Source organism: Paenibacillus sp. DCT19 (assembly GCF_003268635.1).
Classification (GTDB): Bacteria; Bacillota; Bacilli; order Paenibacillales; family Paenibacillaceae; genus Paenibacillus.
In genome coordinates, this window is sequence record NZ_CP029639.1 from 4,636,820 (window position 1) to 4,649,143 (window position 12,324).

Sequence of the window (12,324 nt, forward strand, 5' to 3'; positions counted from 1 at the left end):
TATGTATACAATATCGGAAACATTATATAAAAAAGTACCGCCAAAGTCAATGACAGACCTCAGCCTAACCGAAAGCGTTCAATGCTTTCTTCCAGATTATGAATCGTCCACTGAATATGTTTATGATCATCAAACTGCCGGTATGCACATTCGATCCGAAGCAATAGATCAAAGTACAGATCATATAACCCTCTTCTGCTTCGTTCACTTGGTGTTGTAATGGATCTACCATATCCCTTCAAAAACCCAGGTGTGTAATTAAAGTGACTAAAATAATGCTCCATCAATGGATCTGCCCAGAGTGAACGCTCGAAGTCAATAATGGCGGTAATACGGCCTTTCTCCACCAGTACATTGCCATCCCATAGATCCCAGCTAATAAATGCAGGTTCTAGAACATCATTGAGGACATCTGCTCTTGCCAGAATCAAATGCTCCAACTCCTCATAAGGCATCGAAAACTTAATACCCGCCTTTTGCCCATCGATTAATACATCTTCCATTAGCTGCAAGAAAGCTTCTTTCCATGTGGAATAACGTTGTCGTCCCGATGAGAAATAACCAAATTGTTCTCCTGTGATTTCATTTATCCTTCGATTGTAACGCCCTAGCTCTTCCTCAATCGCTTCCTGTTCGTCAATGCTATAGTGCTCTTTCACTTGGTTATACGGCTTGCCTGTCATATGCTCCATAATAAAATATTCTGAAGGCGCAAGGGTTAGTGAATCATCATAGGCAAGCACACGAGGAACAGGCAGATCCGTTAGCTCAGACACAAGACGCAGTGCCTCAACTTCAGTATTCATCAACTCTTGTTCACAACGCATCAGATTGGATTTATCCGTAGGAGCAATTTTGAGTACCACCGTCTGTCCATCTTTTAAACCGATCCGGTAAGCCTGGTTCGCCCAGCCTTCATTCATTTCCTGATATTCAGATAGCTCACGATTTAAAATCTGAGTTGCTATTCGCTCTAGCTGTTCCGAAGTTAGCTTTGTTTTGTATTTACTTTCCACCCCATAATCACCTGACCTTCTATAGTTCGTCACATTAACCACTCAAAAGAAAACGCTTTCCATCAGTGTTATTATGGCTCCCCCACACTTAACTGGCAATAGCTTAGATCACAATCCAGACTATCCTACTCATCTGATATTGAACAAAATAAAAAAAATGCCCTTACACTAATGCAAGGGCGATAAGCGATAAACAAGATCATTATTTAATAGCTACATAGAACAGACGCTGCGCGCCTTCTCCTGCTTCTTGCCATTCAAAATCTGCGTACACGCTGACATCGCGGAATCCCGCCTTCCGTAACTCTAGCTTCATCCACTCCGGATCGTATGCACGCTGCACATGCACCTCTTCGAATCTCTGATACAGATCCTTACCACCTTCATCAACACGCGAGAAAATGCTGAGATGATGTTCGATCTCACAACGTTCCGAGTCTAACGCACTTGTCCAGATATAAGATATCGAGCGTTCATCCAGTACAAACGGCTGCTCTTCCTCATATCGGATAAATGTATTGGGATGATGCACATCGAACAGGAATGTTCCTCCGGGCTTCATCATTTCGTAGGTTCGTTGGAAGGTGCGAATGACATCCTCTTGCTCTAGCAAATAGTTAATACAGTCACAAAATGATATAACCGAGTCTACAGGCTCAGGCACTCTCCATTCGCACATATCCTGCTGTACCCACCGTACACTGCCTTCACGGTACAAGCGATGACCTTGGGGTGTAGCTTCCATCTTGCTACGAGCCACGGATAACATATCAGCCGACAGATCAATACCCGTCACCTCGAACCCTGAGTTAACCAAAGGAATCGTAATCGAACCTGTACCACAACCAAGTTCAGCTACACTTTTGGGCATACCGTGGCGCTCCCAAGCTGTTCTCGCGAACCTTATCCAGTCCGGATAAGGCATATCTTCCATTAATTCATCGTAAACATAGGCAAATTTACGGTAAGACATGTCAGGCACCGCACTTTCAATTCATTTTATTATATAACTCAAAAATATTTACACTTGCCACTCCGATGACAGAACAACCTTCCGATCGCTGTTATCCCCAGATTTTTTTGATTCCCTTTTCCAAAGGGAAAATCCGGGGATAAAGGCGAACGCTTCGCTTCTTCACGTTATTTCTGTCTTCTCCGTTCTCGTGTAAAGAATTAGTTGAACTTATATAAATTTGTTATAAACGAAAAAGCAGGGGCGTCCGGAGTTCACCCAGCCTTGCCCTGCTTTTACATTGGACTCACAAGAGTCCTCATTTAGCTTAAGTTCAACGTTACTAGTTCTTGTCCGGATCTTGAGCAGCAGCTTGCGAAGCAGCATCTGTGAGATAGGTCCAGTTTTCTTTCTGGGTCACCAGTCCATCCTTCATCAGTTTACCTAACGCACGTTTGAAGGCGGATTTGCTGATGCCAAAACGCTGTTTGATAATATCCGGTGGCGTTGCATCTGAATACGGCATACCACCTGTTGGACGCTCCTTCATGAACGCGAGCAGCTTATCAGCATCCTCGTTCCGGCCTACCTCTTTGCGAAGAGACGTCGCCAGGTTCACACGTCCGTCCTCACGAACAAGCGTTACCCGGCATTTCACCTTCTCACCAAGACGCAGCAAGTGGGTACGCTCGGAGGAATGGATCATACCAATGGCTCCGAACCCAAGTACGCCACCTTCTACAAGTACAAAAGTACCCATTTGCAATGGCTTGTACACCGTCGCTTCAACCCATTCATTAAGCCATGATGTCGGTGCATGGAAGGCTAAGGGTGCAAGTTCACGCTCTCCAGCCAATTTTGCACGAAGACGACCTTGTTTATCATGCTCCATGATAACAAAAACCTCGTCCCCAACATGTGGACGCAGCTCTTCTAATTCAGGCAATTCACGGATTGGAAGCAGCAGTTGCCGACCCAAGCCCATTTCTAGAAAACAACCGAGCCGTGGATGTACGTCAGCCACAACAAGTCGTGCCATTTCACCAAGGGTGAGGTAAGGCTTCTTCATTGTCGCAGCAAGGCGATCTTCCGTATCGAAAAAGATAAAGACTTCCAGCGTCTCATCGATTTTGATATCACGTGTCAACTCCGTATAGTGAAGCAGTACATCTTCCGATCCAGTCGTCAAAAAGTAGCCAAACGGAGATACTTCACGTTCAACCCGCAAAGAGACAACAGTTCCTGCAATCAAACTCATACCGTCTCCACCACTTTAGCATCCGACCACAAACGTTCGATGTTGTAATATTCGCGCTCGTCGCGGTGGAAGATATGAACAACCACGTCTCCCAGATCCATCAGAACCCAGCGTGCAGAATCCATACCCTCAATCCCTTTAATCGTTACACCTGCAGCATGCGCCTGTTTACGAATCTCTGTAGCAATAGACTGTACCTGTGTATCCGAGTTACCGTGACAGATTACAAAATAGTCCGCTACCAGTGAAATTCCCACCAGATCCAGTGCTACAATGTTGGATGCCTTTTTATCGTCTGCGGCTGTAACCGCCATATTCATAAGTTCTTTCGATGATAATGTCATGAACCAACCTCCATAATTTATAATTGTGTAATCAGATCATTCCGAGCAAACATGGTTAACGGGTAGATCACTCGTCGTTGTGACAACAACAAGCTAATGGTTGAGTCAAAACCAGCAATTAACCCTTCTTCCAAACTGTGCTCAGCCTGTTCGCGAATCCGATCCACACCCGGGAAGTCTCTTCCCGGTTCGATATAATCCGCAAGACATACCACCTTATCCAGTAGGCTCATGCCCACTTTCCCAGAAGTATGCCAGCGAATAGCATTAATGATCTCCAGATCATCGATTCCGTAATCTCGCTGTGCCACAAATGCACCGACCTCTGAGTGCCAGAGCTGTTTGTCATGCTGCAACAATTCTTTGTTCAGTTCATTGTCACGGATGACTGCTTCCATCTCTGATACTGGCCAGTACTTGGCAACATCGTGCAATATAGCAGCCAGATCCGCCTTCATAGGATCTGCACCGTATTTTTCAGCCAAATATACGGCAGATTGCATCACGCCAAGTGTATGCTTCCAGCGTTTCTCCGGCATTTGACCCGAAACGGCTTGAATGAGTTCCTCACGGCTTAGTGCCATATAAACCGCTCCTTACAATATATTCATGAACTGCAGCAGGAATCATGAAGCGTACCGATTGTCCCTTGGCAAGACGTTTACGTACGGCCGTGGATGATATATCTACGAGCGGCATCTCTGCCATCAAGACTTTGTCTTGCAGCTCATCGGGTAAGTCGTCCAGATGTAGCTGAAAACCGGGTCTGCCTACTCCGATAAAGGTCAAGCGTGCTGCAAGCTCCTCGATCTGCTCCCATTTGGGTAGATAGTTCACCATATCTGCACCAATGATAAAATAAAAATCATGCTCTGGATAACGATTCCATAGCTCCTTCATCGTGTCGATCGTATACGATACGCCACCAAGCTCCATCTCAATATCCAGCACCTCATATTGCTGTACATCTTGGATCGCCGCTTCCGTCATATCGAGACGTTGCTGCCCAGAAGCCCCGGCTCCACGCTTGTGTGGTGGAACATGGGAGGGCATGAACCAGATTTCATCCAGTGCATGGGAATCCCTCGCAGCTTCGGCGGCCAACAGATGTCCCATATGGATTGGATCGAACGTCCCACCCATGATACCAATCTTCATGATGTCACCGTCCTAAGGAAGTTCGATTTGTTTGTTGTCGCGTGATTCCTTATACAGGACAATTGTACTGCCAATCACTTGAACGAGCTCGCTGCCTGTCTCACGAGCAAGCTCTGTCGCGATTTCGTTTTTATCATCAAGATTGTTGTTCAGAATTTGAACCTTCATCAACTCGCGTTTCTCAATTGCATCTTCAATGTGACGGTACAAATGCTCGTTCGTGCCACCTTTACCGATCTGAAACACTGGGGTTAAATGATGTGCTTGTGAACGCAAAAAGCGTTTTTGTTTACCTGTTAACATGAATACTCCATACTCCTTATGCTCAGCACGCCCGTAACAGAAGGATCTCTGTCAGGCTTGGCTGTTCCATTATATTTTAATGTTATAACTTTATGATTCCCTTAACCTTGCTTGTTACTTATCGAAGCTGTCTAGTACCGCTTGTCTCATGGTGTCCACAGGAGCCTGAATACCGAACCAATGCTCAAAAGCCACCGCGCCCTGATATACAAACATCCCCAGACCACCATGCACTGTACAACCACGTAAGCGTGATTCACGCAGCAGACGTGTCTCCAATGGATTATAGATGAGATCACTTACGACTGCATCTGCACGAATCAGTGCAGGATCAACCGGAACATCATCCACATGGGGATTCATACCAGCAGCCGTTGTATTGATGACAATATCAGCAGAAGCAAGTACAACCGCCGCTTCTTCCATTCCACTGCCTGTAATCTCACCTAACCCATGTGCTCGCAGATCCGAAGCGAGTTCAATCGCTCGCTCGGCTGTACGGTTCAATATGTGAATACGGTCAGGCTTTTCTAGAGCCAGCGCATATATGACGCCTCTAGCAGCTCCACCTGCCCCCAGTACAGCAATCCGTTTGCCTGCTAGGTCAGGCACAGCTTCTTCCTTAAGTGACCGCACATAACCAATGCCATCCGTATTATAGCCTATCAGCTTTCCGTCCTTATTGACAATGGTATTGACTGCACCAATCAACCTTGCACTCTCATCGATCTCATCCAGATAAGACATAACTTGTTCCTTATGAGGTATGGTGACATTCACGCCACGATACCCCAAAGCAACGATGCCTCTAATCGCAGCTTGCAATTGTTCTGGATGAACATGAAGAGGCATATAGATCCCATTCACTCCTGCCGCCTTTAGTGCCGCATTATGCATAGCTGGAGATTTGGAATGAGCAATAGGATCACCCATAACGCCCAGCAACACTGGAAGTGAAGAAGTCGTTTTCTTTTGTTCAGACAATGTGTCCGCCTCCGATCTGATGAAAATGTTACTGATCTGGTTAGACTGACTTAATTAGATCAGAGAAGGACGAACTAGCACCCGAATACCTTTAGGGACATGAACAGCCACGAGAGCCCCATTGTCTCCGTTCACTTTAACCCAGCCGAGACCGGAGATAAAGATATCGGACTGACTTCCACGTTTGATGCGGAATTCATGACGCGTCCATTCTGGCATCTCCGATGCACCTTCACGTGTTGGCGGGGAGAGCAATTCGCCTAAATGATCACGATACAGGTCATCCGCACGCTCTAACTTCGTGCGGTGGATACTCAGCGCTGTGCTGATAAAACATGTGAAGGACTGGCGATCCCCTTCAACAAAGTCGAATCGAGCCATGCCGCCAAAGAACAGTGCTTGACCTGCATTTAATTGATATACAGCAGGTTTAAGCGGCTTGTCCGGCATAATCGCAGCCAAGTCTTTGCGAGATACGATCTCACTGAAACGCCATGGATATACGATCCCTGGGGTATCAATAATGAATTTCCCATCTTCCAATGGAATGTTCACCATATCCAGCGTTGTTCCCGGATAACGGGAGGTTGTCAGTTCCTGCTCCAGATCGCTGTAGTCACGAATCAATCGGTTAATCAACGTAGATTTGCCCACATTGGTTCCCCCGACCACATAAACGTCACGATCTTCACGGTAGGTGCTTACCAGTTCAAGGAGACGGTCGAAGCCCTGGTTTTGCTTAGCGCTAACGAGTAACACGTCTACAGTGCGCAATCCCTGCTCCTTAGCCTGCTTCTGTACCCAGTTGCGAACCTTGTTCCAGTTTGTTACTTTAGGTAACAAGTCCGTTTTATTTACTACAAGTAATACCGGATTGTTACCGACAAAACGTTGTAGGCCAGAGATCACACTACCATCAAAGTCAAACAGATCAACGATATGGATGACAAGTGCATCCTTATCCCCGATTTGGCTCAGTAGTGCTAGGAACTCGTCCTGGTCAACGGTTACAGACGATGATTCATTATAATTTTTGATACGGAAACAACGCTGGCATATTACCGGTTCACGATCCAATGCTTTCTCAGGAATAAAACCCGGTCTATCCTGGTCTTCTGTTTGCAGATGCACGCCGCATCCACTGCATCTTACGGCAAGATTGCCGTTATGCGTGTCTGTCATTTCTTATTTTCCTCCTCGAGCCATAAGCCTTTCTTGCGCAAACTTGTTAGAGCAATCCGTTCCACTCGTCGATTGAAGCGCGTCATGAATCCTTCATCGCCGATGGAGATGGGCAATACCAGCACGGTATGAAGCCCTAGCCGGTTCCCTCCATATACATCGGTCAACATCTGATCGCCTACCACAATCGTTTTGTCTGGCGTTAGCTCCATCATTTTCATTGCTTTACGAAACGGTGTATTCGATGGTTTGCGTGCACTGTGCACAAACTGGATATCCAGTGGCGTAGCAAACAAGGATACACGATTCAAATTATTATTGGACACAATCATCAGTTTGAAGCCTGCCTCTTTCACACGCGCAAACCATTCGATCAGTTCAGGCGTTGCATCAGGCGCTTTGGCTCCAACAAGCGTATTGTCGAGATCAGTTATTATTCCGCGATAGCCTTGAGCGTACAGCTCTTCCAGATTAATGTCAAAAACCGTGTCTACTCGCAGCTTGGGCATTAACATTTTAAACAATCAAGTCACCTCAGTTTCATACGACACACTATATCACAAATCTGTCTTTCCTGAAAATGCATACAACGCTTGATGCGCTAGAAAAAAGGAAAAACGGGACGGGCAATAATTATGCCCGTTCCGCTTTGAGTTCCTTCCGTAGCTTCAAGGCCGTCTCATACACTGCCTTCCAATCATCCGCCGTTACAGATGCTGGACTATAACGCGTGCGCTCAAACCATGCTAACAATTCTTGAAGCGTGGCCGCAGATGCGGGCACAGTTTGGCTCCAGCGGTTTACTGATTCACGCAATGTTTCATCCCCACTGCGGGTTAAACCTTTGCGTTTCACATAACGAATCCAGCGCTCTGTTTCAGCTACAACCTTCTGCTCCGGAGTAAGTGGCTCGCCTGTTCGCAAACGAAGCAACAGGAAGCGAAGAGAGAAGCGGTTCCGCCAGAACATGTAGGCAACCCATGCAACAAGAATCGCTACAGCAACCCAGATGACGAATGTTGGAATGCCGGATGCTGCCTGCTCGGATACAGGTGTCTGTTCTTCTTCTTGCACTGGTTCTTCTTCCGGCTGTTCTTCAGGTTCGTCAACTGGTTGAACATCAGGTGCCTCTGTTAACAAAGGCATATCAAATCCTGGTGTAGCTTCAACTGGAATCCATCCATACTCACCAAAGTAAACCTCAGCCCAAGAGTGAGCATCTGCATTGGTTACTGTATAGGTAGTCTCGATCTCAGAACCAGGCTGACGAGGTGCCTGCATGTCTGAGTTGAGAGACAGTTGACCTGGTGCGTAACCTTTAACCCAGCGAGCTGGAATACCTTCAGAACGCGCCATCATTACTAGAGCTGTGGAGAAGTAGTCACAGTAACCTTCCATAACATCGAATAGAAACCCTTCGACAAAGTCACTGCTCACTTTCCGGGATAAATCCGGATTATTGGTGTATTCAAAATTGGTTTGTAAATAGTTTTGCAGTAATGCTACTTTTTCATACGGAGTATTTGCAGAAGCCGTAATTTCGTTCGCCAGCTCCGTGACTCGATCCGGGAAACGGGACGGCATCTGTAAGTACATATCGTCAGCTGGATTACTTCCGTACAGATCGTCAAAAGATTTGGTACGAAGCTCATCCTCTACAACCACTGGCGCTTCCGATACAACCGTATATGTCTTAGGATACTGAGGTTGTTGACGATTTGTCGTCAGCAGCAATTCAGCTTGCTCTGGATTCCAGAGCATTCGATTAGACTCCGTCTGTCCATCAATGGAAGTGACTTCTGCAATGGAGTACGCTCCAAACATAATCGGATAAACCGTATCATTCAGCATCGTTACTTTTTGCGTCACTTGTTTCGTATTCCCACTACCTGCATCATCATTCTGCAATGTTTCGCCAGGCTGCACCTCTTCCGTCGAGGCTCTTCTGCTATCATCCCAGCCTGTTCCGGTGTACTCTTCACGAGTCTCACCACGCCAGTAGCTGCGTTCATTAGTCTGTACAGACATCACAGGTGTGTAGTCAAAGTTAAAGCCACCACCGAGCTGATTATCTTCACGACTATATCCAGACTCGGTTGAATTCGGAATATCAAGTGTTCCATTGCCAGCCTGACTTGCTGACGTTCCAGTATAGTTACGCCATGCTGTATACGGATCTGTCAACGTCGGCGGTACTTCCGGCATGTTCACACTTGCTACAATAATAAGTGAAAAAATGATGGCGATATTGGCGATGATTTTGTAAGGATACCGGATGAGTCGCTTCCAGCCTTGTGGATAGTAAACCTGAAAGTTGCGGAAGTGCTGACATACTAACCAGCCCATACCTGCAAACATCACCCAAGCAACCTCAGTCCATAAAGAAATCTGGGTGAAGGAATCCAAAATGCCCATGGATATTATATTAATACCCAAGAAAACCAGTATTCGCCGGGTTGTGTTCACCAAGCGTAACGCAGCTTCCAGCATGACCCATGCACATAGGGAAAACCAGATATATGGATTAGAGTGAAAGATAAATTGCTCCACCCGATCCGTAAACGTACCATAAGGAATATACACGGAGTAATCAATTAAGGTTTTATGCAAAATATAAATAAGAACAATGGCTTTAATAAGCGTGCGATAGATAAGCTTAAAAGGCAAAATCACTTCAAGTACGCTCATAGCTGCCAGCGTCCACAGTACCAAAGAGGTCGTCTCGTTGTACCAAGATTCCTCGGTGAACGACAACCACTGCATTGCAATCAGGAAGATCCACAGCAGTGATGCAGCCTGATACCACGATCTCTTGCCAGGTGCTAGTTGTTTGCCTGTTGTATTCATGCGGAACCTCCCCCATAACCGTTGGAAGCTCCTGAAGATGGGCAACCGTGAAGGATCTTGTGCCTCTACCACGCAGCATGGCAGACCACTCTGCGCTCTGACGAGAGCTTTGAGGATCAATCAGGACATGGCAAGGTGTCATCCCCCGGGTATCTGCCCATCTCAACAATTCTAATACCTTCTCATCCTTCTGAGGTGAAATCAAAACGAAATAAGCTCCTTGCGGCAACTGACGCCCAAGCTTCTCTACACCCGGAAGCAAGCGACGATCCTGCCCGTTGGATTGCACGTCCACCAAGTGATGCATCATCTTCTGACGGTCAATGAGACTTTCGCTAGGTGCGAGGAATGTATGCTTATCAGACAAGGTCATCAATCCCATCCCCATCCGCTCTCTAGAACCATATTCCAATAAAGATGCTGCAGTGGACACCGCTAATTCAAATGTTTCACTCTGTTCATAGCTGGCTGCGAGTGCATCGATAACCAGAACGGTTTTGGGCACAGATTCGTGCTCAAACTCCTTCGATTTCCATGAACCGGTCTTCGCTGTGGCATTCCAATGAATTCGAGAGAGGCGATCCCCGTAGACATAGTCGCGGACACCATTAATCTGGGTTGTTTCTCGGCGTGAACGTGTCTGTGCTGTCTGCGGTCCAGATAATCGTGACTTTCGATCATATAACTGCCAGTACGGGATAAACACAGTTCGTGGTAACACTCGAAATTCGCCTTTGGCCTTAAACGTTCCGCGATGCTCAATCAGTCCGAAGATATCTTCACTCGAACATTCCGTTTCGGAAAAAACATATTTTCCACGTTCTAGCGGCGGTGTCTGAAACGATAGCTCACCAACACCCCTCATATTGGGAATTAGGCTCTCACGGAATGACCATGATTCACCGTTATGGCGATGCAACATCTCACGCACGACCACATATGGAAGTGGTAAAAATCCTGGAATGTTCACTCGAAGCTGAACTTGAACCTGATCACCTGCATGCAGCAATTCTTCATGATCCTGCCCTGATGACAGTGCCCTAGCCCCCCTAGCTCGTCTTACACCACTAAAACCAGCAATAGCAAGGTACAGACAGAGCAGGGTTACCATTGATAATAACATGATGGATGTCTTGCCACCTTGAAACAGAACATACGCAAGGCAGCACATCCACACCGCCGCGATGCTCCAAACGCGGGGGTGTCGTATCCCTCTTTTGACAGTATTCAAAAGCGGCTTCATAAACTATTGCCCCATAGAGACAGGCACACGCACCTGCTGGAGTACAGAGCTCAGAACAGCTTCAGAACTCATGCTGTCCAGTCTCGCCTCAGGACGAAGTACAATCCGATGAGAAATAACATATGGTGCCATTGTCTTCACGTCATCAGGCAGTACATAGTCCCGTTCCTGTAGGAAGGCGAAGGCTTTTACCGCAGACATAAACGAAATAGCCGCCCGCGGGCTGGCACCGAGCAACACGGATGGATGGGAGCGTGTGGTACGAACAACATCCAGCAAATAATCCATCACTGGATCGCCAATGAATACTTCCTTGATCTCCTGCTGGATAGCAGAGATCTGATCCATATGAGTCACCGACTCGAGCCGGTCAACCGGTTGACCCGACTGATGCTGCTTCAGCAGTATTTTCTCGATATCCTTATCTGGATAACCCAGGCTTATTTTCAACATAAACCGGTCGAGTTGTGCCTCCGGCAATGTATATGTTCCTTCAAAATCAATCGGGTTCTGCGTAGCACAGAGCATAAACGGATGTGGCAGATCGTACGTATCCCCGTCGACCGTTACACTGCGTTCTTCCATAACTTCCAGCAATGCCGATTGAGTCTTCGTTGTAGCTCGGTTAATCTCGTCTGCCAGCAAAATGTTGGTCATGACTGGACCTGGACGGAAGTAGAAGCGCTCATCACGTGGATGGAACACGGATACACCCGTAATATCACTCGGTAAGATATCTGGATTACATTGAATACGTCGGTATTCGCCGCGCATGGATTTGGATAAGGCCTTGATCAATTGTGTCTTGCCTGTTCCCGGTACGTCTTCAATTAAAACGTGGCCGCCTGCAAGCAAAGCTGTGAGCAAAAGTTGAATTTCAAAGGATTTCCCCATTATGCAAGATTCTAGATTAGAACGGACTGCTGAAATGATTTGGATCGACTCTTTGCGCACAGGCATATGTCTAACCTCCTAAAAAAGCATACAGATTTCCTTTTATTGTACATGATCCATGGGCGCGAGTACACTCGAAGAGA

General features: G+C 46.7%; 13 protein-coding genes and 1 other annotated feature (1 of these 14 running past the window's edge). All 13 genes read right to left on the bottom strand.

Features of this window, described 5'->3' with window-relative positions:
- Positions 1 to 4: a binding site (T-box leader), on the bottom strand; it reaches 266 nt to the left of the window's first position.
- Between the two features lie 55 nt (positions 5 to 59).
- Positions 60 to 1,016: a phosphotransferase family protein gene (locus tag DMB88_RS21195; RefSeq protein WP_128102935.1), complete on the bottom strand. Its 957-nt coding sequence runs from the start codon at positions 1,014 to 1,016 to the stop codon at positions 60 to 62.
- 202 nt (positions 1,017 to 1,218) lie between these two features.
- Positions 1,219 to 1,989, bottom strand: a complete 771-nt coding sequence (locus tag DMB88_RS21200) for a class I SAM-dependent DNA methyltransferase (protein WP_128102936.1) — start codon at positions 1,987 to 1,989, stop codon at positions 1,219 to 1,221.
- A gap of 322 nt (positions 1,990 to 2,311) precedes the next feature.
- Positions 2,312 to 3,226 carry a CvfB family protein gene (locus DMB88_RS21205; RefSeq protein ID WP_128102937.1) on the bottom strand — a complete coding sequence of 305 codons (915 nt, stop codon included), beginning with the start codon at positions 3,224 to 3,226 and terminating at the stop codon, positions 2,312 to 2,314.
- On the bottom strand, positions 3,223 to 3,570 hold the full coding sequence (gene rsfS / locus DMB88_RS21210) for a ribosome silencing factor (protein WP_056695926.1): 348 nt from the start codon (positions 3,568 to 3,570) through the stop codon (positions 3,223 to 3,225). Before rsfS ends, DMB88_RS21205 begins: the two co-directional genes overlap by 4 nt.
- A gap of 17 nt (positions 3,571 to 3,587) precedes the next feature.
- Positions 3,588 to 4,154: a bis(5'-nucleosyl)-tetraphosphatase (symmetrical) YqeK gene (yqeK, locus tag DMB88_RS21215; protein WP_128102938.1), complete on the bottom strand. Its 567-nt coding sequence runs from the start codon at positions 4,152 to 4,154 to the stop codon at positions 3,588 to 3,590.
- On the bottom strand, positions 4,138 to 4,728 hold the full coding sequence (locus tag DMB88_RS21220) for a nicotinate-nucleotide adenylyltransferase (protein WP_128102939.1): 591 nt from the start codon (positions 4,726 to 4,728) through the stop codon (positions 4,138 to 4,140). Before DMB88_RS21220 ends, yqeK begins: the two co-directional genes overlap by 17 nt.
- A gap of 12 nt (positions 4,729 to 4,740) precedes the next feature.
- Complete coding sequence (yhbY, locus tag DMB88_RS21225) at positions 4,741 to 5,031, bottom strand: ribosome assembly RNA-binding protein YhbY (RefSeq protein ID WP_128102940.1); 291 nt, start codon at positions 5,029 to 5,031, stop codon at positions 4,741 to 4,743.
- Between the two features lie 114 nt (positions 5,032 to 5,145).
- Positions 5,146 to 6,015 (bottom strand): shikimate dehydrogenase, encoded by an 870-nt coding sequence (gene aroE, locus DMB88_RS21230; protein ID WP_128102941.1) that lies wholly within the window; start codon positions 6,013 to 6,015, stop codon positions 5,146 to 5,148.
- 54 nt (positions 6,016 to 6,069) lie between these two features.
- The gene (gene yqeH / locus DMB88_RS21235) at positions 6,070 to 7,197 is read right to left on the bottom strand and encodes a ribosome biogenesis GTPase YqeH (protein ID WP_128102942.1); all 1,128 of its coding nucleotides are present in this window, start codon (positions 7,195 to 7,197) and stop codon (positions 6,070 to 6,072) included.
- Positions 7,194 to 7,721 carry a YqeG family HAD IIIA-type phosphatase gene (locus DMB88_RS21240; RefSeq protein ID WP_128102943.1) on the bottom strand — a complete coding sequence of 176 codons (528 nt, stop codon included), beginning with the start codon at positions 7,719 to 7,721 and terminating at the stop codon, positions 7,194 to 7,196. The genes yqeH and DMB88_RS21240 overlap by 4 nt, the downstream gene beginning before the upstream one ends.
- Before the next feature lie 109 nt (positions 7,722 to 7,830).
- Complete coding sequence (locus DMB88_RS21245) at positions 7,831 to 9,984, bottom strand: transglutaminase TgpA family protein (RefSeq protein ID WP_254438663.1); 2,154 nt, start codon at positions 9,982 to 9,984, stop codon at positions 7,831 to 7,833.
- Complete coding sequence (locus DMB88_RS21250; RefSeq protein WP_254438280.1) at positions 9,872 to 11,167, bottom strand: DUF58 domain-containing protein; 1,296 nt, start codon at positions 11,165 to 11,167, stop codon at positions 9,872 to 9,874. The genes DMB88_RS21245 and DMB88_RS21250 overlap by 113 nt, the downstream gene beginning before the upstream one ends.
- 123 nt (positions 11,168 to 11,290) lie before the next feature.
- Positions 11,291 to 12,247 carry an AAA family ATPase gene (locus DMB88_RS21255; RefSeq protein WP_128102945.1) on the bottom strand — a complete coding sequence of 319 codons (957 nt, stop codon included), beginning with the start codon at positions 12,245 to 12,247 and terminating at the stop codon, positions 11,291 to 11,293.
- Positions 12,248 to 12,324: the final 77 nt, after the last annotated feature.

Bases quoted from the DNA above. Each gene is read 5' to 3' on its own strand.
- DMB88_RS21200 (WP_128102936.1), bottom strand. From the start codon at position 1,989: ATGTCTTACCGTAAATTTGCCTATGTTTACGATGAATTAATGGAAGAT.
- DMB88_RS21205 (WP_128102937.1), bottom strand. From the start codon at position 3,226: ATGAGTTTGATTGCAGGAACTGTTGTCTCTTTGCGGGTTGAACGTGAA.
- rsfS (WP_056695926.1), bottom strand. From the start codon at position 3,570: ATGACATTATCATCGAAAGAACTTATGAATATGGCGGTTACAGCCGCA.
- yqeK (WP_128102938.1), bottom strand. From the start codon at position 4,154: ATGGCACTAAGCCGTGAGGAACTCATTCAAGCCGTTTCGGGTCAAATG.
- DMB88_RS21220 (WP_128102939.1), bottom strand. From the start codon at position 4,728: ATGAAGATTGGTATCATGGGTGGGACGTTCGATCCAATCCATATGGGA.
- yhbY (WP_128102940.1), bottom strand. From the start codon at position 5,031: ATGTTAACAGGTAAACAAAAACGCTTTTTGCGTTCACAAGCACATCAT.
- yqeH (WP_128102942.1), bottom strand. From the start codon at position 7,197: ATGACAGACACGCATAACGGCAATCTTGCCGTAAGATGCAGTGGATGC.
- DMB88_RS21250 (WP_254438280.1), bottom strand. From the start codon at position 11,167: ATGTTATTATCAATGGTAACCCTGCTCTGTCTGTACCTTGCTATTGCT.
- DMB88_RS21255 (WP_128102945.1), bottom strand. From the start codon at position 12,247: ATGCCTGTGCGCAAAGAGTCGATCCAAATCATTTCAGCAGTCCGTTCT.